The organism is Sporosarcina sp. AD_1, from assembly GCF_057373025.1.
In genome coordinates this window covers 399364-421146 of record NZ_JBPVIR010000001.1, presented here as the reverse complement: position 1 = coordinate 421146, position 21783 = coordinate 399364, and the positions used below count along the sequence as shown (strand labels likewise).

Sequence of the window (21783 nt, the reverse complement as noted above, 5' to 3'; positions counted from 1 at the left end):
CAAAAAAGGAGGCTGTTCGGCATGTCATATCGACTGCCGGACAGCCTCCTTTCCGTTAAGGAAAGCAATATTAGGAAGGCAATTTCACTTTTTTCTTAGTTGTCGTCCATTTTCCGCGTGCCGGGCTTATAATGAGCTCGTTGTACTCAAGAACATTTAAATCCCTTTGAGCGGTGCGGTTTGTTATTCCGAATTCCTCGACCACGTTTTCTGTTGTGACTGTACCTCTGTCAAGGATGTATAAGTAAACGTCTTTGATTCGGGTAAGCATACGATCAGTAGCAGGATTCAACTTGGAGACCACTCCTTCATCTTCATTTTCCAAAATCGATGGGCATGAGACGTCTGAATGTTACCTTTGCTCGTGAAATTGCTCCTGATATTGCACTCCTTTCACATCTAGGAATGTCAGTGAATTGTTCTGACAATATAATTATAGCGCATTACTATTAAAAATGCATGAATTTATTGTTAACTTTGTCTTTTGGTACAACCTATTGAGGGAGAGACAATATCACGAGACAGATTTGGATGTAGAGGGGCGAAAAATCCATCAGAATCTGTTGAAAATGAAATACATGGGAACGACGTATTGTTCTTTATTTTATTTGCCCAACGTGTGAAAATAGAAAGTATTAACGAAAAGAGGTGCTTGAATTGATGGATTGGAAAGAAGAGGCGTTACGACGGCAGGAGCAGATCATCGGAGATTTGCAGCAATTGGTTTCCATCCCTTCCGTACTCGATGAAAGCTCTGCTTCTAATGAAGCTCCCTTTGGACCGGGTCCAGCCGAGGCTTTGGAATGGATGCTGGAGGAAGGTCGCCGAGCGGGTTTTACGGTGAAGGACATCGATCATATGGCAGGTCATATTGAGATGGGAGAAGGCGATGAATTACTCGGCATTCTTTGCCATGTCGATGTTGTTCCTGCGGGCAGCAATTGGACGTATGGTCCTTTTGAAGGGACTGTGAAGGATGGGAAGTTGTTTGGCCGTGGTGCGATTGATGATAAAGGCCCGACAATCGCAGCTTGGCATGCCATGAAAATGGTGAAGGAAGCAGGCGTTCCTTTGACAAAACGAGTCCGGCTCATTGTCGGCGCTGACGAAGAAAGCGACTTCCGGTGTATGGACCGTTATTTCGAAACAGAAGAAATGCCAACGCTTGGCTTTGCGCCGGATGCTGATTTTCCAATCATCCATGCGGAAAAAGGAATCGCGTCACTTCATTTCAATCAACATTCATTCAAACCGGACGGCCAGCTGCTCAACTTCCGATCAGGAAATCGGACGAATATGGTTCCAGATCATGCGGAGGCGGTAACGTCGCTAAATGCTGCAGACATAGGTGAGAAGTTTGAAAGCTACTTGAACATCAACTCAGCGAAAGGTTCCATTTCAGAACAAAACGGACAAACGATTATTACGGTAGAAGGGAAGTCCGCACATGCCATGGAGCCGGATCAAGGCATCAATGCTGCCGTGCTGCTTGCTTCCTTCCTGAATCGTGTCTTCGAGGAAGGCTCATCTAAAGATTTCACTCAGTTCATGCTCGATGCATTTGGGACAGAGACGAGAGGGAATTTCCTTGGTTTAGCATTTAACGATGAGGTGTCCGGCGATACGACGTTGAATGCAGGTATTGTAGAATTCACTGAATCCGCCGGAGGCATCATAAAAGTTAGTATGCGCTATTCCGTTACGTATCCGTTTGATGATAAAATCGAGACGTGTAAAGAAAGACTTGAGCAGACGGCATTTCAGCTGGCTGTTTCATCCAATTCCAAACCACATCATGTGGATGCAGCAGATCCGTTCATCAAAACGCTTCAAGCTGTCTATACAGACCATACTGGCGATGAGGCGGAACTATTGGCGATTGGAGGCGGAACGTATGCGAGAGTGCTGGAAAAAGGCGTTGCTTTCGGCATGCTTTTCCCGGGCAGGGAGGATGTCGCACACCAAGCCGATGAATATGTATATATAGAAGACTTGATGAAGGCAACAGCGATTTATGCAGATGCCATCAGCCGACTGGCTGGAGAGAAGAAAGGGGAACAATGATGATCTATTTTATGGATGGCCAATTCATGGACCAAGAGGGTTGTAAGATCTCCATCGATGATCGGGGCTATTATTTTGGAGATGGGGTATATGAGGTTGTAAAGGTGTACAATGGAGAACTTTATACTGCAGAGGAACATTTTAACCGGCTTCTCGAAAGTGCGGAAAAAGTGAAGATGGTGTTGCCTTACTCGAAAGAGGAGCTGATCGGTGTCGCCAGCGAATTAGTCAAGGCGAATCAAATTGAAACGGGCCACATTTATATCCAAGCAACAAGAGGGGTTTCCCCAAGAACTCATCAGTTTCCCGAAATTCCGGTCACTCCTGTCGTGACTGCTTATGCCATCAATAATCCGCGGCCTTTGAAGAATATGGAAGAAGGCGTCCGAGTGAAAATCGTCGACGATGTCAGATGGCTTCGCTGTGATATTAAAAGCTTGAACTTATTAGGCAATGTATTGGCTAAACAAGAAGCTTTTGAAGCAGGTTGTGCAGAAGCGTTATTTGTACGGGATGGCATCGTGATGGAAGGTTCATCTTCCAATGTATTCGGCATTAAAAATGGCACTGTCTATACACACCCTGCCACAAATCTCATCTTGAACGGGATTACTCGCCGGGTTGTGATCAAGCTTTGCGAAGAACTGGCGATTCCGTTTGTGGAGAAAGAGTTTACGCCAATCGAAGCATTGAGTATGGATGAGTTTTTCCTTACTTCCACAACTGCGGAAATTACCCCGATCGTTTCTATTGACGGCCATCCGATCGGAAATGGGCAGCCGGGTACTGTGACGAAACAGTTGCAGGAGGCATTTTCCCGCCAAATCCCAGTACCGGTCAAAGCAAACTGAACGGAGTGAAATGCCATGGCGCAGCTAGTGAAGTTGCTCGATTATATTTCCCGTTATGAAAATGATTTGTCACGATATCCGACACAATTTATCAGGCTGAAAAAATCACAGTGGGAACGGATGAGGTTTCAATGGGAAAATGGAACGGATCTATCTGTGTTAGAAACAGAAGATGAAGAAGCCGGAGATATTCCGGAGGATCGGAAATGGTTTAACCCGATTCTCCGGTTATTCAACCGGAAGCAGGAGCCGGAGGATGAGCAGATCGAGGAGCAGGAAGCTGATGCCGAGGAGGAATTCGGTTTTCAGCCGAACCTTGTGCACCGTCCCGATGACATAGCCCATATGCGCAAGCTCTACTTGGACCAGCTGTTTCATTTTCAAATCAAATGGGCCAGTTCCACCTTATTGGATAAATCCAGAGTGGACGCTCGTTTTTTCCGTGACACATTTCTGCGGGAATTGACATTACAACTACCGGATAGTTATTTATTGTTTTATTATCCGATAGTTAAAGTGAAGAAAGCACCAGTTGAGCTGGACATCATTTTACTTACCCCCATCGAATGCATGTGCCTGACAGTCGTTGAAAAGGAAGATGCAGCGGTTTTCATTGGGGAGAGTGATCGATTTTGGTTAAAAAAGTTTGGGGACCAGGAAGCAAAATTGTTAAATCCGACAATTGGCTTGAACCGGATGGAAAAGATCATCACGGGGCTATTCGCACGGGAAGGAATTGAGTTCCCGGTACGCAAGTATATCGTTTCCCGAAATGGCTATATTGATTATCCCGGATCGCCTTATGATATCCGGGCTATTGACCGGCGTTCGTTCCCAAATTGGTTCAATGGTTTGGCGCAATCGACGACACCGATGAAATTCAATCAATTTAAAGCCGCGCAAGCCATCTTGGATATCGGCCAGACGACTGCGATGAGCCGGCTTTTGGAATCATTTGAACAGCCAGAGGAACAGGACGAGGAAGAATAAAGATTATAGAAATGAGTGTAGAGATATGCGGTTACGCAACAAACCATGGGCAAAGGATTTTATGGCCCAGCATCCAGATGTGTTAATTCTGGACGAAGAACGGCCGAAAGTGGATTGGCAGCAGGAATTCGGCAACGATCATCCGATCCATATTGAAGTGGGTACGGGGAAAGGTCAATTTATTATTGGTATGGCACTTGCCAATCCTGAAATCAACTATATTGGAATCGAACTTTTTGACAATGTCATCGTTTCGGCGCTGGAAAAGGTAATTGAAATAGACAAGCCGAAGAATTTGCGCTTATTGCGCGCGAATGGGGCTAATTTGACAGAGCTGTTTCAAGACGGACAAGTGGACAGGGTATACTTGAATTTTTCTGATCCTTGGCCTAAAACAAGACATGCGAAAAGACGTTTGACGCATGAGTCGTTTTTACAGCGGTATGAAACAGTTCTGCGAAAGAATGGCGAAATTCATTTCAAGACAGACAACCGGAAGCTGTTCGAGTATTCGCTCACATCCATGTCCGCTTATGGAATGAAGCTTCAATTTGTTTCGTTGGACCTTCATGCGGATATGCCGGAAGATAATATTATGACGGAGTACGAAGAGAAGTTTTCGGCAAAAGGTATGCCGATCTACCGCTTGGAAGCACAGTTCTGCGAATAATGCACGAATAAGTAAAGGGGGATGGAATTGTGGATACATATACGTTTCACAATATGAAATTGACATGGTTAGACGGGGGCGTCAACTTTTTGGATGGCGGGACGATGTTTGGTGTCGTTCCGAAAGCATTGTGGGCAAAGCGTTACGCCTGTGATGAGGATAATTTGATTGAACTGCGGACGGATCCGATCCTCGTTCAATATGAAGGCAAAAATATGTTGATCGATTCTGGGATGGGGAACGGAAAACTGAACGAAAAAATGAAACGGAATCTTGGTGTCCGGGCTGAATCCAAAGTCAAAGAAAGCTTAGCTGAGTTAGGATTGACACCTGCCGATATCGATCTCGTTCTAATGACACATCTGCACAACGACCATGCCGCAGGATTGACAGGATTGCAGGACGGCGAGCTCGTTTCCATGTTTCCGAACGCCCAAATCATCGTGTCACAAGTCGAATGGGATGAAATGCGCAATCCGAATATCCGATCGAGAAATACGTATTGGAAGGAAAACTGGGAGCCAATCCAGCAGCAGGTGAAGACGTTCACTGACGAAATCACAATCATGCCCGGCATCTCGATGATTCATACGGGCGGCCATAGTGACGGCCATAGCGTTGTAAAGCTTGAGCAAGAAGGCGAAACAATCCTTCACATGGGAGATATTATGCCGACGCACGCTCATAGCAATCCGCTATGGGTGCTGGCGTATGACGACTACCCGATGACATCCATTTTTGCTAAGGAACGATTAATGAAAGAAGCATTGCCGAATGGCTACCGTTTTATTTTTTACCACGATGCGGTGTACCGGTTGGTGAAGTGGGATGAATCAGGAAAAGAACTGATTGAAACCATTGATTGCCATGCATAAGAAAAGTCGCAGGAGCGGATACTTTCCGCCTCTGCGACTTTTTTTATTATTTTTTAATCAATTCAACGACGGTTCCAGTTTTTGAATCTGCCGCAAACTCAAATTGCTCCAGGGAGCCGTTTTGAATGCGTGAAATGCCGCCGCGGTATACGTCCATCGTAATGACGCCATTATGGAACGGTTCAGGTTTCATAACAATCCAGGAACCATCAATAGGTCCCTCTTTTTTAAATGCCTCTTTGACGGAACGCAGCACATCCTCGGCAGGTGTATTCATTTCTATTCTTCCAATTGCTTGATTGACGATGAGTCCGGCTGCTACCCCAGTTAACACTCCCGCAAGGAAATCTTTTAATTTCATTGGTACGTAACCCCCTCCATCAGTTTCTTTCCAAGTGTACCATAATTCTGTTGATTATAGCAGATTCCGTATAACCCGTGAATTAATTCGAACTAGAAGACGGCTTACTGAAAGAACGGTTTCAAAAAGGAAAACGACACTTGTAAGGTAAACTATTTAGAAAAGGGGGACTTAACTATCATTTCTCATTATTTGATAAATAAGTATTTGAATATTTCGCTTGGTAGTGTAGTATTTTCTCCATAATCAAAAAACTTATGATTAAAGGGGGTATGTCCAATGAAGGTTGAAAGCGCATACAAAGGGAAAGCCAAGCAAAAAAAGGGGGGCGCCGGACCTTTAGGGGACCAGGGAGCAATTGATTACGAAAAAATAGTATCAAGCCCGGAGTACAAAGCAATGCTGCGTCGGAAAAAACGTTTCATCGTCCCGATGACTATTTTTTTCCTCGCATTTTACTTCATGCTGCCAATCATGACATCGTATTCAACCGTATTGAATACGCCTGTGTATGGCGACATCACTTGGGCTTGGGTGTTTGCCACCGCTCAATTCGTCGTCACGTGGGTTTTGTGTGTCATGTACGTAAAAAAATCGAATTCATTTGATAAAGATTCAGATGAAATTATTAAAATGATTGAACGGGATGGGGGCTCGGCTTAATGAATGCAACGGTTGTAATTTTATTTCTGGCGATTGTCATCGCTACTTTGTTCATTACGTATTATGCTGCGAAGCGGACTCAGACTACCGGCGACTTTTACACGGCGGGGGGAGGACTGACAGGGTGGCAGAATGGACTGGCTATTGCAGGGGACTATTTATCGGCAGCCTCGTTTCTGGGGATTGCAGGCGCGATTGCACTTTTTGGTTTTGATGGATTCTTTTATAGTATCGGTTTCCTGATCGCGTACTTGGTTGTCATGTTCCTCGTTGCAGAACCGCTTCGAAATTTGGGTAAATATACGTTGGCAGATATGATTAACGCACGTTTTGATGCCAAAAAAGTTCGTGGAATGGCTGCATTCAGCACGATCACGATCGTCATCTTCTATATGATTGCGCAGCTGGTGGGGGCCGGTGCGCTCATTCAATTGCTTTTTGGCATTAAATATTGGATCGCTGTCCTCATTGTCGGCGTGATGATGACAGTGTACGTGTTGTTCGGCGGCATGACGGCAACGAGCTGGGTGCAGATTGTCAAAGCTGTTCTGCTAATGCTTGGGACTGTTATTATCGCAGTTCTCGTATTTGCTAAATTTGATTTCAACCTCGTTAAAATGTTTGCTGAAGTCAAAACGGCTACTGTGCATGGTGCAGACTATTTGAAGCCGGGATTGAAGTATAAAGTTCCGTTGGATACATTGTCGCTAATGCTGGCGCTTGTATTAGGAACAGCAGGCTTGCCGCATATTCTTATGCGTTTCTTTACCGTAAAAGATGCGAAGACAGCGAGAAGCTCAGTTGTTATTGCGACATGGATTGTCGGGATTTTCTATGTTTTGACTGTGTTCCTCGGCTTTGGCGCAGCCGCATTTGTCGGCTACGATGCCATTACGAAAGCGAATGCTGCAGGAAATATGGCTGCACCGCTGCTAGCCGGTGTGCTTGGTGGAGATATTTTAATGTCCTTTGTATCTGCAGTTGCTTTTGCTACGATCTTGGCTGTTGTTGCCGGGCTCGTATTGACAGGGGCATCCGCGTTTGCACATGATATTTACGGCCAGATCATTAAAAAAGGAAAGGCGAGCGATCGGGAGCAAATGCTGGCTGCACGCTACGCATCATTAAGTGTTTCCGTCTTCTCCATTTTACTTGCCCTGTTCGCACAGTCGATGAACGTAGCATTCCTCGTCTCCCTGGCTTTCTGTATCGCTGCCAGTGCGAATTTGCCAGTCATCTTATATACGATCTACTGGAAAAAATTCAATACGACCGGAGCCATTACTGGGATGGCGGCAGGCCTTTTCTCGGCTCTCATTCTCGTTGTGCTCAGTCCGAACGTTTTCGCACCGGAACCGGGACAAGCCATTTTTGTCGGTACTGCCTTGTTCCCGCTCACGAATCCGGCCATTATTTCAGTGCCGTTAGGATTTTTAGGCGGTTATCTCGGAACCATCCTTTCCAAAGAAAAAGCCGATTATCGGAAATATGCAGAAGTTAGTGTCCGTGCCAATACAGGCTTCCGGGAATAAGCTTTCACATGAGCGAAGGGGAACGAAAATCCCCTTCGTTTTTATGCATTTGAATGGCTGAAATGCTGTCCGGAAATTAATTCGGGTTCCTAATTATTCTGTTGGAAAGTTCATGCAAGATGGTCTACAATGAAATGAGGAATACATACTTGATTGGGGAGGACACGTTTCATGCAAAAAGAGACACTTACAATGTTCAAGACGCTGACTGAGCTACCAGGGGCGCCTGGCAACGAACATATGGTTCGCAGCTATATGAGAAGTGAATTAGAAAAATATTCAGATGAAATCGTGCAAGATAATTTAGGGGGCATTTTCGGTTTGCGCAAAGGGCCGGAAGACGGTCCTCGTATAATGGTAGCCGGCCATATGGATGAGGTCGGTTTCATGGTCACTGCTATTACGGATAACGGTATGCTCCGTTTTCAGCCATTAGGCGGCTGGTGGAATCAAGTGCTGCTTGCACAGCGGGTGCAGATCATTACAGATGAAGGGCCGATCATCGGTGTCATCGGTTCCATTCCTCCGCATCTATTAAGCGATGAGGTTAGAAATAAACCGATGGATATTAAAAATATGCTGATTGACATCGGTGCGGATGATAAGGAAGATGCAAAGCGCATTGGAATCCGCCCGGGCCAGCAAATCGTTCCCGTGTGTCCATTCACTCCGATGGCCAATGATAAGAAGATTTTGGCCAAAGCATGGGATAATCGGTATGGTTGCGGTCTATCCATTGAACTTCTAAAAGAAGTGCATGGGGAAGAATTGCCAAATACGCTATACTCCGGTGCGAACGTAATGGAAGAAGTCGGTTTGCGTGGAGCTCAAGCGGCGGCGCGGATGATTAATCCTGATCTGTTTTTCGCGCTCGATGCAAGTCCTGCAAATGATGCTTCTGGCAATAAAAACGAATTTGGCCAGCTAGGAAAAGGTACGCTGCTTCGTATTTTTGACCGTACTATGGTTACTCATCGCGGCATGCGCGAGTTCATTTTGGACACAGCGGAGTCAAATAATATCCCATACCAATACTTCATCTCCCAAGGAGGCACGGATGCCGGGCAGGTCCATGTTTCCAATGAAGGCGTTCCAAGTGCGGTTATTGGTATCTGTTCTCGTTATATCCATACATCAGCATCGATCATTCATACGGATGATTATGCTGCTGCGAAAGAATTGCTCGTCAAACTAGTGAAAGCTTGTGATAAGACAACGGTGGAAACGATCAAAGCGAATGTCTGATTGTTTGCAGTGATAGTAGCAAGTTAAAAACGGGACCGTCCTTTCAGCTGATGAAGGACGGTCTTGCCACGAATGGAGTTGATCGAATGGATTTCGTTATCGGATCAAAAAATCAGGCAAAAGTAAGTGCGGTTCGCAAGGTGCTGGAACTTCATCAACCAGAGTTCCAACTTCACGAAGCGAAGGTGCCATCCGGTGTAAAAGACCAGCCGTTTGGAGATGAGGAAACAAGACTAGGAGCGATCAATCGTGCGAAGAATGCTGCAGCGACGGTCGATGGTGCAATCGGCATCGGACTGGAAGGTGGGGTCCGCATGCTGGATGGGCAATTGTATGTATGCAACTGGGGAGCGCTTGTGCTGCCGGATCAAACAGTCTTTACTGCAGGCGGAGCACAGATCCCTCTTCCGAATGAAATTGCAGAAGAACTACATAAAGGCAAAGAATTGAGCGAAGCAGTCGATACTTATTTCAATGCACGAGGCATACAACATAGCGGAGGGGCCATGGGGATGTTTACATCGCATGCGGTCGATCGGGATGCATTGTTTGAACATGTCATGCTCTTGCTGATCGGCCAGTTGAATTATGCGAAACAAAAATGATTCCGCTTGCTTGCATAACATGGGAATCCACTTTAAAATGGATATGCTCTTCTATAAATAACTAACTACTGACGTGACGCATTGGACTGATGATAACTATATGTAAATTGATTGGGGGAAATTGAATGTTCCGCTCGTGGAAGTTCTTGTTCCTGCTCGTGAGCGCTATTTTTGTGCTTGGCGGGTGCGGCAAATCCATTGACCAAAAGGCGGAAGATGGGATTGCGGCAGCGCGTGATATTTTTGAACAGGATGGGAAGAATGCAACTGAGGAAATCGAAGGTGTTGCACTGTACAAGCCAGTTGGTTTCACAATTGAAGATGCATCTGATCCGCAAAATATTATCTTTTCGAATAAGGATGAGACATTTATTCTATTCATTAATCCAAATGAAGAAAAGGATAGCCATCTATTCCATGATTTATTGAAATCGCAGGAAAAGATCGAAGTCATTAAAGAAGAAACATTTTCGGATAAAGGGTATTTTGGATTTGCATCGGTGTTAAAATCGGGTGACGGCAAGGTGGAACTTGTCACAAGTGTCGGCGGTGTGAAGATGACTACCATTACAAAAGAGAAAAATATAGAAAACTACATGGCGAGCATGATGGAAATTGTCCGATCTGTAAAGCAGCCGGATTGACAACCATACATGGTCAGCGATTGAAAGGACGTGGAACGGATTGAAATCTGAAGAGCTGGTAGAGGTGTTGAAAGAGCGGCTCCCTTCCGAAAGTTTTCAATGGCGTTTCGACCGGAAGACCGATAAAGTCCGTTTGGAACACAGCGGTTTAGGAAAAGGCATGGATATTTCTTTGCCAGAGATTTTAGCAAAGTATGAGGATAAAAAAGAACTGGCTCTGGATGAAATCGTTTATACGATCCGGGAAACCTTTAACGCGATGGAGAAGGAAATGAATGAGGGCTTCAATAAGGATCTTCCGATTTATCCTGTCATTCGTTCGACTTCTTTTCCGAAGGAATCTTCTGCGGGGCATAAATTTATCACAAAAGATCATACAGCGGAAACACGGATCTATTATGCAATTGATTTAGGGACGACTTATCGGCTTATTGACGCCAGTATGATGGAGTCGATCGGATTGACGGAACAGGAAATTGCAGAAGCGGCATTATTTAAACTGCGCTCCTTGAAAACAGATTACAAGAAGGATGAAGTGGCAGGTAACCTGTTCTACTTCATTAACAACAATGACGGCTATGATGCCAGTCGAATATTGAACAGTGCATTTCTGAAGGAAATGGAAGCTAAAGTGGAAGGCCACATGACAGTATCCGTCCCTCACCAAGATGTACTGATTATTGGAGACTTGCGCAATGATACCGGCTATGATGTTCTCGCACAGATGACGATGCAATTTTTCACTGTCGGAAAAGTGCCGATTACTTCATTGTCATTCATTTATGAGCAAGGGAAGCTGGAGCCGATCTTCATCATGGCAAAAAACCGGATAGCTAGAAAGGACGGAAAAAAGAAATGAATGCATTTTATAATCCCGAAGGCGTAGGCAATGTACTACTCGTACAATTCCTTGCAACGAAGCCAAAAAACCTGGAAGTAAAATCGTTGAATGATGTCACTCTATTGAAGGATGAAGAGACGGGGGAACTGGCCGGCTTGAATTTATTCAATGCAACTGAATATGTGGATGTTGCAGGCAATGGACAAATTGAAGTGACTGAGAAATTGGTTGCTGAAATTAGGGAAGCATTAAAAAAGAACGATGTGGCAGTTGAGTTTACAGTGGATTTTTCACCGAAATTTGTCGTTGGCCATGTTGTAACGAAGGACAAGCATCCGAACGCTGATAAGCTGAGCGTATGTACTGTGAATGTGGGTGACGACACATTGCAAATCGTATGTGGAGCACCGAATGTGGAAGCTGGCCAGAAGGTCGTGGTTGCAAAAGTGGGCGCAGTTATGCCATCTGGCATGGTGATTCGAGATGCTGAATTGCGTGGCGTGCCTTCCTCGGGGATGATTTGTTCCGCTAAGGAATTAGGCTTGCCGAATGCACCAGAAGTAAAAGGTATCCTCGTACTGTCTGAAACGGCGATCCCAGGAGAGCCTTTCACAAATATGTGAATTAGCTAGGGGAAATGCCGATTATGACGGACGGCCCCCGCAACTGAGAGGGTTACATGTAGACAATCCTGCTTATGAAGGCAAGTCGCATGGCCTCTCCTTTATATCATCTATCTCATATGAAACGTACTGTTATAGACAGTACGTTTTTATCATTTTAGGGATTGGTTTGATTTCGCCGTGTTGAACCTGTTAAAATAGAATGATCGACATGGAAAGAGTGATAATGTTGACTTGGTTTAAAAGAGTATTGAATCGAATTGTAAAATCGGATAAGGATTATGAAACTGACACGGAAAACGAATTTGAATACGAGTATGAATACGAACATGAACAAGTGACAAATGGAAAACAGCAGGAGAGGGAGAGCGATAGCGAGCGGAAACACCCGCCGTCCTTCCGATTTCCGATCATTACTGACGCCGAAATTTACGGCTGGGATGATGAGGAACCTGTGGATCGCCTGAAACCATCTGTCCCTCCTCAGGAAATACTGGAGGACGACGGTTTTGAACCTGTACCGCTTTATCAAAATGAGCGTTGGCCAGGCAAAAATGAACGTGTGACCATCCATCGGACAGAAACCGAGCAGCGTTTGGATAAAAGTGCTCTCCGAATGACGGGGGCAACTATTGAAGCAGCTTCGGAATCGAAGCAAGAGAAAAAGGAGAAAGTGAAACCGGTACGGAACCGACCATTTACGCCTACCCAGGTTCCATCTCCCGTCTACGGATTCCGTACACCAAAAAGAACCGTCTTAGCAGAGGAGCAACTGCCAATTCCACGAAGTCATGCCGAGAAGACGGGCGTACATAATGATTGGGCTGACCCCAATGCTTTGCCGAATGATGAAACTAACCTGCCAATGCAGGAGATGGAAGATTCGATCTCTTATGGGGATGTTGAGAGTCCTTCATCTTTTGCTGATGTGCAGGCAAAAGAACAGATGCACAACCAGGAAGATATGAAAGCAATAAAAGCAGATGTCTTCCAGGAAGAACGGTCACAGCTGAATGAAGAACCTTTTGTTCATTCTGTTGAAGAAGAGGCGGAGTACGCAGAAGCAATGGAAGTGGAAGCTCCGATCTATGAGACAGAGGCGAAAGTAAATGACTTCTCTACTGAGCTGGATGAAGAGACAGAGGACCATGTCATTACTGATGAAGCCGACGTTGAGAGGGAAGAGCATGTTGTTATCAATCATATAAATGATAAAGCGCCAGAGCATAAAGTTTCTGGAGAAATAGTAGATTTGATTGAAAATCATTCTGACAGCAGTGAGTTGAATGGTCTAACGGATGAATATCCTGTTGCCAGTGCGAATGCTGAACATGAAGGTATGGTCGGCATCGGAGAATCGAAAAACGTGACGGAAGAACAGGTTGCTATCGGTGGCTCGAATGATGAGCTGGAAGATCATCCTGCCGTCAGTGAAGCGATTGATGAGACGGAAGATTTCACTGCCAGCAGTAACTCGAATAATGAGACGGTAATTCAGACTGCTATCAATAACTCGAGTGATGAGTTGGAACAGTACCCTGCCGAAGAAGATACAGAGAATGTGGCGGAAAATAATGAGGCTATCAGCGAAGTAAATGAAGGTCCTGTTGCATCCGGCCAAACGGATGTGGAGCCAATACTCGATCCCGCTGAGGAAAACGCCATTGAAAAGCCGGCTGAGCGGGAGAAGGTAGTCCCATTCAATGTGCTCATGCTGAAATCGGACAAAATGAAAATTGACAAGGCTGTAGAGCTGGTAGAGCAAGTTGCACAGCCTGCAACCGCGAAGAATGAAATAGATGAAGAAACCATTGAGCCGATAGAGGAAGAAGAGGAGCCCTATTATGCTTTTCCGTCATTGGACCTTTTAATTCAACCTGAGGAGCATATTGAAGATGTTGAATGGCTCGAATCCCAATCGGTTAAACTGGAGGAAGCCCTATCGTATTTCTCCATCCAGGCTAATGTGATGGAAGCTGTGCAAGGACCGACTGTTACACGCTTTGAATTGACAGTCGGCCACGGAACGAAAGTGAGTAAAATCCGGAATTTAACGGATGATCTGAAACTCGCTTTGGCAGCGGAAGATATCCGAATTCAAGCGCCAATCCCGGGCACAAGTTCCATCGGCATTGAAATCCCGAATCGGCGGACACGCGCTGTCCGGATTTCTGAAGTCATTCAGACAGAACGGTTCCGGCAATCGACGTCTCCACTTGAGGCGGTGCTTGGATTAAGTTTGACGGGAGAACCGGTCACACTGGATTTGCGTAAAATGCCGCACGGAATGATCGCCGGCGCGACGGGCTCAGGAAAATCGGTCTGCATCAACTCCATCTTGACGAGTTTGATGTATAAGGCCTCCCCGACAGACGTGAAACTGCTCTTAATCGATCCGAAGATGGTCGAATTGGCTCCGTATAATGGTGTGCCGCATTTGCTCAGTCCGGTCATTACAGACGTCAAAGCGGCAACGGCTGCGCTGAAATGGGCTGTCGATGAAATGGAAAGGCGTTATGAACTCTTTGCCCATGCGGGTGCGAGAAATATCGAGCGCTACAATGAAATGGTCACTGGCAGCCGCCAGTTCTCCTTGAAGATGCCTTATTTGCTCATCGTCATTGACGAGTTGGCAGACCTCATGATGATGGCGCCGGCGGATGTGGAAGTTTCCATCAGCCGCATCACGCAGAAGGCAAGGGCATGCGGCATTCATTTGATCATTGCCACGCAGCGTCCATCCGTCGATGTCATTACAGGCACGATCAAAGCGAATGTGCCGACACGTATCGCATTTTCGGTATCTTCCCAAGTGGACTCCAGAACCATCATCGATACGCCAGGCGCGGAACGTCTGCTTGGAAAAGGGGATATGCTGTATCTAGGCAACGGCCAATCCTCTTCTGTTCGATTGCAAGGGACATTTGTCACGGATGAAGAAATTGAACGTATAATAGAACACGTTCAAAATGAAGCAAAACCGAATTATTTGTTTGGCCAGGAGGATTTATTGGCCAATTCCATCGAAGAGGAGGAAACCGATCCCCTTTTTGAAGAGGCTTGCAAGTTCATAATTGAACATGGAAGCGCCTCAACATCCCTGCTGCAGCGCAACTTCGGCATTGGTTACAATCGTGCTGCAAAGCTGATGGATAAAATGGAGAAACTCTCGTTTATTTCTGAACAAAAAGGAAGCAAACCACGGGATGTCTATTTGACTCAGCAGGAATTCGAACAGTATGTAAATCGGTTTGAACAAAACTAATCACTTAGCTAGTAAATAAATGCGGATTCATTCGTGGTATAATGGGGAATGAGAAGCAAAGGGAAATCTAATGATTTTCAAGAAGATGAATGTGGGAGCAGTGATGATCCCGGGAGGTTGCAATATGACAGTGTTTCATTTTACAGGAATTAAAGGATCAGGGATGAGTTCTTTAGCCCAAATCCTCCATGATTCTATGAATGAAGTTCAAGGATCTGATGTGGAGAAATATATCTTCACAGAAGAGCCTTTAGTGGAAAGAAAAATAAAGATCTTGCCGTTTGATGCGGATAATATTGTGCCAGGATTGACGGTCATTGCCGGCAATGCATTTCCGGATACACATCCGGAATTGGTGCGGGCGAAAGAACTTGGACTTGAAGTTATACGGTACCATGATTTCCTCGGACATTATATGGATCAATTCACATCGATTGCGATTACTGGTTCGCATGGTAAAACGTCGACAACAGGTTTGCTTTCGTATGTGTTATCGGGCTTTACGCCGACTTCTTATCTAATTGGAGATGGAACAGGCAAAGGTGTAAAGGACAGCAGGTTCTTTGTTTTAGAAGCTTGTGAATACCGGAGACACTTCTTGGCTTATAAACCGGACTATGCGATTATGACCAATATTGATTTTGATCATCCGGATTATTTCAAAGATCTCGACGATGTGATGGATGCTTTTAATCAGATGGCGATGCAAGTGAAAAAAGCGATTGTGGCATGCGGTGATGACCATCATCTGCAGCAGATCAAAGCAAATGTGCCAGTCGTATTTTATGGTTTTGATGAAGCCAATGACTTCTTTGTAAAAAATGTTGTGAAGACTTCGGATGGATCATCGTTTGATGTATACGTCAGAAATGAATATTTCAATTCGTTCTCCATTCCTTCAGCTGGCGACCATGCGATATTGAATGCGTTAGGTGTTATCGCGCTGTCCCATTATGAAGGCGTGCCAGTCGATATTATCAAAGATCGGTTATCTACTTTTGGCGGTGTAAAGAGACGTTTTACTATCACGGAATATGATGATAAAACGATTGTGGACGATTATGCCCACCACCCGACTGAAATTGAGGCAACCTTGCAATCGGCGAAACAAAAGTATCCGGACCGTGAAATCGTCGCGATTTTCCAGCCGCATACTTTTACAAGGACGGCCGCTTTGCTTGATTCCTTTGCTACTAGCCTTTCTCATGCTGATTCTGTCTACTTATGTGACATCTTTGGATCCGCGAGGGAAAAGAGCGGGACATTAACGATTGATGACTTGGTCAAACGGGTACCGGGAGCCAAGCATCTTAAGCTCGAACAAATTGCCGAGCTTGAAGAACATGGGAATGCAGTTTATTTGTTCATGGGAGCAGGAGACGATATCCAAGAGTATATGAATGCATTTAAGCGTTTGATTGAGCAAGGAGAAACAGCTTGAACCTTACTGGATTAAGTTTCCCGTAATAGAAAAAAGGGCTGGAAATCGACTCGATTCCAGCCCTTTTTCTTTTGCGATGAATGTGTTTGGAAATTTGACCAGTTATTGTCCAGCAATAGCCACGAAGAGGTGCAAATACGAGAAGTTGATTTCGGCACCAACCAGAGCAAACGATGCGGCAATTGGGCCAAACAGTGGGCGGAAAGAAGGGCTCTGGGCAGGTATTTGTTGTTTGATATTTCGAATACTTTTCATCACAAGACATTTTTCTTGTCTAATCCGGGTTTATTGGAAATAATAAATTATAATCTACTTTTTTAAAGGGAATTTAGGAAGAATGTCGAAAAGGGTATGTAGGCTTGGCGTTTACTTTATTTCAGATAAGGGTAGAAATTACTTATGTATGTAGAAGGAGGAAGCGTTTTGGTGATTTTGTTGTACCTGGCAGCGATTATTGCTGCTGTGGCGTTTTTAATATTATGTGTGAGCCTTGCAATGACGCTGGGATCATTGAAAACCACTTTGCGAAGTGTTTCGGAGACATTGGACGGGCTGACGACTCAGCTGGAAGGTGTGACGACTGAAACGACGGAGCTTTTGCATAAGACGAATGCCCTCGCGGAAGACATTCAGGAGAAGTCGTTGAAATTGAATTCCGTGGTAGATGCTGTAAAAGGTGTTGGCGAGTCCGTCAGCGGGTTGAACAGCTCCGTGCGGAGGGTAACAGAATCCATTACCGTCGAAGCAGAACGCAATAGCGATAAAGTCGCGCAAGTCGTTCAGTGGAGCCATGTCGTCCTAGGGATTTATGACAAGGTGAAGGACATGAAAGCCAATACTTCAAAGGGTTGGACAGTGTATAAGGCAGATACAGGACATAAGAAGCTGCCAAGCCCATCAGACCGCTTCCGATGAAACAAAAAATATTAGAGGAGGAATTAAATTGACGGATTACAACAACTCAAAACCGAACTATGGTGATTCTGCATTCCAACATCAGTATTATGGCGATAAACAATACAAGAACACTTTCGGAGAACCGTCCAATTTGCCGGTGAACTATTCACATTACACGAATACGGACGATTTTTACAATGAAGAAGAAAGTTCGAGTGCCGGCAGTTTTCTTCTCGGTGCCTTAGTCGGCGGCGTCATCGGTGCTGCAGCAGCATTATTCCTAGCCCCTAAAACTGGGCAAGAAATGCGCGAGGATTTCTCGGAACAGGCGTCACAGCTAAAAAACAAGAGCATTGAACTCACTTCGGTAGCGAAAGACAAAGCGACAGAACTGACTGCAGTTGCGAAGGATAAAACGGATGGTTTGACGAAAACGATCCAAGAGCAATCCGGACAATTGGTCGGCAAAGTGAAGTCGATGGCAAACAAGACTACCATTCCAATGGATGATGGCACAGCGTCTTCCGAAGGGGAAGAAGCAATGGATTATGTGGAAAACAAGGTAGAAGAGAACAAGGAAGCCGCAGAAAGCAACACAACAGGAAATAGCGATGTCGTCTATGATAATAGCGAAAATTTCGGAGAAGATAAGGTGACAAACCAAAACCACATCTCCGTCGAAAAGGATAAGTAATAAAAAAAGACCGGTCAACCAAACCATTTTGGTTGACCGGCTTTTTTTGATTTCAATTACACGTTCAGCTTGTCCGAAAAACGTATTTCCAGTTTATCACCACTGAAGATCGGGTCATGGAAACCGATTGTCTCTCCATTCCGTATCAATTGGTAATGAATCGGTCCGTTCGTTGGCAGTTCGTATTCAACAAATGCGAACACATCGCTGAATACAATCGGGGCATTATCCGCTGTATCCAAGTCAATCCTGTCCCCGGAGGATAAGGCTGCGGATTCATCGACTGCTTCGCCATTCACTCGGATACTATAGCGTTTTTTCTGTATGTCCACCTGTATTCCATTGAATTCAACGGTAGCTTTGTCATGGAGAACCAAACCCGCTTCTTGTGCAAGCTGACCGATCGTCGGCATCTTTGGGTGTTCCGTTTTAATGTCATCTCCATCGGAAACGACGTACGCCTCGGAGACAGATCTTCCGCCTACGAGATAAGTTGTTTTCATCGAAAATTTCGTTTGCATGCTTTTTTGATTGACGAACAATTGAAGCGGCTCCTGGCCAGCCAAAATTGAATTATTCCACACAGCAGCCAAATCTTTGATGGACTCCTTTTGAATCACTGTGATTTCATCGTGGTCCTGGAGTGCAGTGTCTAAACGTATCTCGTTCCCATTTAGCAAGATTACCGGTGCAACGGTTTTTTCCTTGCCATTGAACGTAACTCTTTTCGTTGGGATATCCCCGACCAAATCCCGGACCGTGGCAGAAGCATCTCTTCCATTTTCTCCTCGCGTCAATTGAATTTGATCTCCGTTTGATAAAAGATCCTTTGTACTGGCAGATTTGCCGTTCACTAGCAACGTGGAAGGCGTTCCATGTTCTCCGGGAATGAAAACCGTTTGGCCGTTCACTGTGATGGACATCCCAAGGCCGGGTTTGCCGTATAATTCGCCTGGTTTGATTTTCGCAGCAAGAAGGGCGTCGCCGACAGACATCTCTTTCAGTTCGAATAAGCGGATTGTCTTGTCGTTCACGGTTACAGACATGTAGTGGATAGGCGCTCTCCGTGCCGCGATGGCAATCCCGATCGGTGTCACCAGTGCAGGGGAGGATTCGATCTCCTCAGCATACGTAACACCTGTTAGGGCATCAATCCCTCTAATGCCGATCCTGTTCAACGGCAAGTCCAGGCAACGGCTCAGCTCATCGGTCAGACGAGGCGTCAAGCTGCCGCCGCCTACTACCATGACGGCTTGTGGAGATTTGCCGTTATTCAGCCGTTTAATTTCTTCTGAGATGCTTTGGGCGAGCCGTTCTGTAGCCGGCTGTAAAATCGAAATGACTTCTGACGAAGGCACTTGCTGTTCAAATCCGAGAATATCGGTAATGGTAACGTCCTCTGCGGCGAGTTCTCTTTTCGTCAGCTCGGCGACAGGGAAGTCCAACAAATAATGATTGCTGAGCGCTTCGGTAATTTCATCCCCTGCGATTGGCACCATGCCATAGGCTGTCACGGTATTTTCATTCGTTATCGCGATGTCCGATGTACCAGCACCAATATCGACAAGCGCTACATTCAATCGTCTCATGGAAGGAGGAATCAGTACATTAATTGCCGCGATCGGTTCTAATGTCAGTGCTTCCATTTCTAGATCAGCCCTTTTCAAGGCAGAAAGAAGGGATTCGACGACAACGCGAGGCAAAAATGTAGCAATGACTTCGACACCTGCAGTTTGGCCCGCCTGATCGATCAAGCTGCCGATTTCCTCTCCGTCCAGCTTATATCGAAGTACGGAATAACCAACACAATAATAGTAATCATCCATTGGAACAGAGTCCGATAATAACAGTTTTTGCTGAGCTTGCTGGACGGCTCCGAGTTCCAGACGGTTGACGTCTTCCATCGACATCAGTGCCTGGTCGGACGTATTGATTTCCATTGAACCTTCAGCTGTCTTCAAGGCGCGTCCTGCTGCAGCAACACTGACGCGTTTCAAAGGACCGTGACGCATTTCAAGCTCAGTTTTGATTTCTGAAATTACTTTAGCGACGCTTAAAATATTATGTATTTGTCCATCAATCATGGACCGTTCTTTATGTTCCACGGAGATGAGGTCGGCAACATGGTAGATGCCATCCTCTTCTTGTAAAATCAGGCCGACGACAGAGCGAGTTCCGATGTCCAAGGCAAATAGGGTGGTGGCCACGGTCATTCATCCTTTCTTTAGACGAAAACTGCGAATTTTAGACAATTCGCAGAAATCGCGTGACTTTCCAATCGCTTTTCATTATACTAGGTCTATTATATAAAAATGTAACATAGAATCACCCCTTCGGGAAGTGCTGCTATGTGCGGGGAGGAGTCATAATGATGAGGCAAAATGAATTAGATGAGTTGCGCGGACGTGTGGATGAATTGAACATCAAGATTTTGGATTTAATCAACGAGAGAACCGCTGTCGTGCAGGAGATCGGTAAAGTAAAAGAAAAGCAAGGTGTGAATAGATATGATCCGATCCGCGAGAGGGAAATGCTCAATTTCTTGAAAGAAACAAATAAAGGCCCGCTTCCAAACGGTGTCTTGGAGCAGATTTTCAAAGGCATCTTCTTATCGGCACTTGAAATCCAAGAGGATGAGCAGCGCAATGCATTGCTCGTTTCAAGGAAGCGCAAGCCGGAAGATACAGTTGTCGATGTAAATGGCGAGAAGGTCGGCAATGGAACGCCAACTTTCGTTTTTGGTCCGTGTGCAGTGGAGTCTTATGAGCAAGTGAAGGCTGTTGCAGACTCGATCAAAGCGAAAGGCTTGACGATGATGCGAGGCGGAGCATACAAACCTCGTACATCTCCATACGATTTCCAAGGCCTTGGCTTGGAAGGCCTTAAAATATTGAAACGGGTTTCGGAGGAGACTGGACTATCCATCGTCACCGAAATCATTACACCATCCCACTTGGAAGAAGCAGTTGATTATATTGATGTCATTCAAATTGGCGCACGTAACATGCAGAACTTCGAACTCTTGAAAGAAGTCGGCATGCTCAATAAACCGGTTCTATTGAAACGCGGTCTTGCCGCTACTATCGATGAATTCATCAATGCAGCTGAATATATCATTTCAAAAGGGAATAGCAACATTATGCTTTGCGAACGCGGAATCCGTACATATGAGCGGGCGACTCGCAATACGCTGGACATTTCAGCAGTGCCGATCTTAAAGCAAGAAACGCATTTGCCTGTGTTCGTGGATGTCACTCACTCAACTGGAAGAAAAGATTTATTGCTTCCAACGGCTAAAGCTGCGATTGCGGTTGGCGCTGATGGAGTGATGGCAGAAGTCCATCCAGATCCGGCTGTGGCGTTGTCTGATGCTGCACAACAGATGGACATCCAGCAATTCGATGAATTCTACAAAGAAATCCAGAAATTCATGAATACGTATCAAACAGTATAATGTTGCGGTAGTCCGGTGAGGGATTGGGAGCTTTCCCACCAAGCCGGGCTGCGTTTCGTCACATATTT

The 21783-nt window shown here is 45.4% G+C and carries 20 protein-coding genes; 17 read left to right on the top strand and 3 right to left on the bottom strand.

Translation table 11 applies throughout. The features are described 5' to 3' along the window. Positions 1-70 precede the first annotated feature (70 nt). Positions 71-292 carry a DeoR family transcriptional regulator gene (locus ACSW3C_RS02050; RefSeq protein ID WP_238082704.1) on the bottom strand — a complete coding sequence of 74 codons (222 nt, stop codon included), beginning with the start codon at positions 290-292 and terminating at the stop codon, positions 71-73. Positions 293-660: 368 nt separating this feature from the next. Between ACSW3C_RS02050 and pepV the strand changes: the two genes are divergently transcribed. From pepV to ACSW3C_RS02025, 5 genes are read left to right on the top strand one after another with little or no spacing between them, the layout of a single operon-like run. Continuing rightward, a complete protein-coding gene (gene pepV, locus ACSW3C_RS02045; RefSeq protein WP_486560873.1) occupies positions 661-2064 on the top strand; it encodes a dipeptidase PepV in 1404 nt (467 codons plus the stop codon). Next, positions 2061-2915, top strand: coding sequence for a D-amino-acid transaminase (gene dat, locus ACSW3C_RS02040; protein ID WP_486560602.1), 855 nt, complete (start codon positions 2061-2063; stop codon positions 2913-2915). The genes pepV and dat overlap by 4 nt, the downstream gene beginning before the upstream one ends. A gap of 15 nt (positions 2916-2930) precedes the next feature. Beyond that, on the top strand, positions 2931-3905 hold the full coding sequence (locus tag ACSW3C_RS02035; protein WP_486560601.1) for a nuclease-related domain-containing protein: 975 nt from the start codon (positions 2931-2933) through the stop codon (positions 3903-3905). Between the two features lie 25 nt (positions 3906-3930). After that, the gene (gene trmB / locus ACSW3C_RS02030; protein ID WP_486560600.1) at positions 3931-4575 is read left to right on the top strand and encodes a tRNA (guanosine(46)-N7)-methyltransferase TrmB; all 645 of its coding nucleotides are present in this window, start codon (positions 3931-3933) and stop codon (positions 4573-4575) included. A gap of 29 nt (positions 4576-4604) precedes the next feature. Then, positions 4605-5450, top strand: a complete 846-nt coding sequence (locus ACSW3C_RS02025; RefSeq protein WP_486560599.1) for a YtnP family quorum-quenching lactonase — start codon at positions 4605-4607, stop codon at positions 5448-5450. Positions 5451-5496: 46 nt separating this feature from the next. On the opposite strand, the gene ACSW3C_RS02020 is transcribed toward ACSW3C_RS02025, so the two are convergent. Continuing rightward, the gene (locus ACSW3C_RS02020) at positions 5497-5811 is read right to left on the bottom strand and encodes a hypothetical protein (protein WP_238082694.1); all 315 of its coding nucleotides are present in this window, start codon (positions 5809-5811) and stop codon (positions 5497-5499) included. Positions 5812-6090: 279 nt separating this feature from the next. On the opposite strand from ACSW3C_RS02020, the gene ACSW3C_RS02015 reads away from it, so the two are divergent. The 11 genes from ACSW3C_RS02015 to ACSW3C_RS01965 all read left to right on the top strand — a co-directional run bounded on the left by ACSW3C_RS02015 (position 6091) and on the right by ACSW3C_RS01965 (position 18261). After that, positions 6091-6474 (top strand): DUF485 domain-containing protein, encoded by a 384-nt coding sequence (locus ACSW3C_RS02015; protein ID WP_486560597.1) that lies wholly within the window; start codon positions 6091-6093, stop codon positions 6472-6474. Then, complete coding sequence (locus ACSW3C_RS02010) at positions 6474-8006, top strand: solute symporter family protein (RefSeq protein ID WP_486560596.1); 1533 nt, start codon at positions 6474-6476, stop codon at positions 8004-8006. Before ACSW3C_RS02015 ends, ACSW3C_RS02010 begins: the two co-directional genes overlap by 1 nt. 171 nt (positions 8007-8177) lie before the next feature. Beyond that, positions 8178-9251, top strand: a complete 1074-nt coding sequence (locus ACSW3C_RS02005; RefSeq protein ID WP_238082689.1) for a M42 family metallopeptidase — start codon at positions 8178-8180, stop codon at positions 9249-9251. A gap of 86 nt (positions 9252-9337) precedes the next feature. Beyond that, entirely contained in the window at positions 9338-9856 is a 519-nt protein-coding gene (locus tag ACSW3C_RS02000; RefSeq protein WP_486560594.1) for a DUF84 family protein, read from the top strand. A gap of 125 nt (positions 9857-9981) precedes the next feature. Beyond that, a complete protein-coding gene (locus ACSW3C_RS01995) occupies positions 9982-10500 on the top strand; it encodes a hypothetical protein (RefSeq protein ID WP_248509465.1) in 519 nt (172 codons plus the stop codon). Positions 10501-10540: 40 nt separating this feature from the next. After that, positions 10541-11359 (top strand): DUF1444 domain-containing protein, encoded by an 819-nt coding sequence (locus tag ACSW3C_RS01990; protein WP_486560593.1) that lies wholly within the window; start codon positions 10541-10543, stop codon positions 11357-11359. Further along, the gene (gene ytpR, locus ACSW3C_RS01985) at positions 11356-11964 is read left to right on the top strand and encodes a YtpR family tRNA-binding protein (RefSeq protein ID WP_486560592.1); all 609 of its coding nucleotides are present in this window, start codon (positions 11356-11358) and stop codon (positions 11962-11964) included. Before ACSW3C_RS01990 ends, ytpR begins: the two co-directional genes overlap by 4 nt. Positions 11965-12193: 229 nt before the next feature. After that, positions 12194-15229, top strand: a complete 3036-nt coding sequence (locus ACSW3C_RS01980) for a DNA translocase FtsK (protein ID WP_486560591.1) — start codon at positions 12194-12196, stop codon at positions 15227-15229. Between the two features lie 124 nt (positions 15230-15353). Further along, positions 15354-16670 carry a UDP-N-acetylmuramate--L-alanine ligase gene (gene murC, locus ACSW3C_RS01975; RefSeq protein WP_486560590.1) on the top strand — a complete coding sequence of 439 codons (1317 nt, stop codon included), beginning with the start codon at positions 15354-15356 and terminating at the stop codon, positions 16668-16670. 423 nt (positions 16671-17093) lie between these two features. Beyond that, positions 17094-17585, top strand: a complete 492-nt coding sequence (locus ACSW3C_RS01970) for a DUF948 domain-containing protein (RefSeq protein WP_486560589.1) — start codon at positions 17094-17096, stop codon at positions 17583-17585. Positions 17586-17613: 28 nt separating this feature from the next. Continuing rightward, positions 17614-18261, top strand: a complete 648-nt coding sequence (locus tag ACSW3C_RS01965) for a YtxH domain-containing protein (RefSeq protein WP_486560588.1) — start codon at positions 17614-17616, stop codon at positions 18259-18261. Positions 18262-18317: 56 nt separating this feature from the next. On the opposite strand, the gene ACSW3C_RS01960 is transcribed toward ACSW3C_RS01965, so the two are convergent. Continuing rightward, entirely contained in the window at positions 18318-20474 is a 2157-nt protein-coding gene (locus ACSW3C_RS01960) for a cell division protein FtsA (RefSeq protein WP_486560587.1), read from the bottom strand. Between the two features lie 158 nt (positions 20475-20632). Between ACSW3C_RS01960 and ACSW3C_RS01955 the strand changes: the two genes are divergently transcribed. Further along, positions 20633-21715: a bifunctional 3-deoxy-7-phosphoheptulonate synthase/chorismate mutase gene (locus ACSW3C_RS01955; protein ID WP_486560871.1), complete on the top strand. Its 1083-nt coding sequence runs from the start codon at positions 20633-20635 to the stop codon at positions 21713-21715. The last annotated feature ends 68 nt before the right edge of the window (positions 21716-21783 follow it).

What these genes read in the sequence shown, in the direction of transcription:
- pepV (WP_486560873.1), top strand. Translation starts at nt 661, where the DNA reads ATGGATTGGAAAGAAGAGGCGTTACGACGGCAGGAGCAGATCATCGGA.
- dat (WP_486560602.1), top strand. Translation starts at nt 2,061, where the DNA reads ATGATGATCTATTTTATGGATGGCCAATTCATGGACCAAGAGGGTTGT.
- ACSW3C_RS02035 (WP_486560601.1), top strand. Translation starts at nt 2,931, where the DNA reads ATGGCGCAGCTAGTGAAGTTGCTCGATTATATTTCCCGTTATGAAAAT.
- trmB (WP_486560600.1), top strand. Translation starts at nt 3,931, where the DNA reads ATGCGGTTACGCAACAAACCATGGGCAAAGGATTTTATGGCCCAGCAT.
- ACSW3C_RS02020 (WP_238082694.1), bottom strand. Translation starts at nt 5,811, where the DNA reads ATGAAATTAAAAGATTTCCTTGCGGGAGTGTTAACTGGGGTAGCAGCC.
- ACSW3C_RS02015 (WP_486560597.1), top strand. Translation starts at nt 6,091, where the DNA reads ATGAAGGTTGAAAGCGCATACAAAGGGAAAGCCAAGCAAAAAAAGGGG.
- ACSW3C_RS02010 (WP_486560596.1), top strand. Translation starts at nt 6,474, where the DNA reads ATGAATGCAACGGTTGTAATTTTATTTCTGGCGATTGTCATCGCTACT.
- ACSW3C_RS02005 (WP_238082689.1), top strand. Translation starts at nt 8,178, where the DNA reads ATGCAAAAAGAGACACTTACAATGTTCAAGACGCTGACTGAGCTACCA.
- ACSW3C_RS02000 (WP_486560594.1), top strand. Translation starts at nt 9,338, where the DNA reads ATGGATTTCGTTATCGGATCAAAAAATCAGGCAAAAGTAAGTGCGGTT.
- ACSW3C_RS01995 (WP_248509465.1), top strand. Translation starts at nt 9,982, where the DNA reads ATGTTCCGCTCGTGGAAGTTCTTGTTCCTGCTCGTGAGCGCTATTTTT.
- ytpR (WP_486560592.1), top strand. Translation starts at nt 11,356, where the DNA reads ATGAATGCATTTTATAATCCCGAAGGCGTAGGCAATGTACTACTCGTA.
- murC (WP_486560590.1), top strand. Translation starts at nt 15,354, where the DNA reads ATGACAGTGTTTCATTTTACAGGAATTAAAGGATCAGGGATGAGTTCT.
- ACSW3C_RS01960 (WP_486560587.1), bottom strand. Translation starts at nt 20,474, where the DNA reads ATGACCGTGGCCACCACCCTATTTGCCTTGGACATCGGAACTCGCTCT.
- ACSW3C_RS01955 (WP_486560871.1), top strand. Translation starts at nt 20,633, where the DNA reads ATGAGGCAAAATGAATTAGATGAGTTGCGCGGACGTGTGGATGAATTG.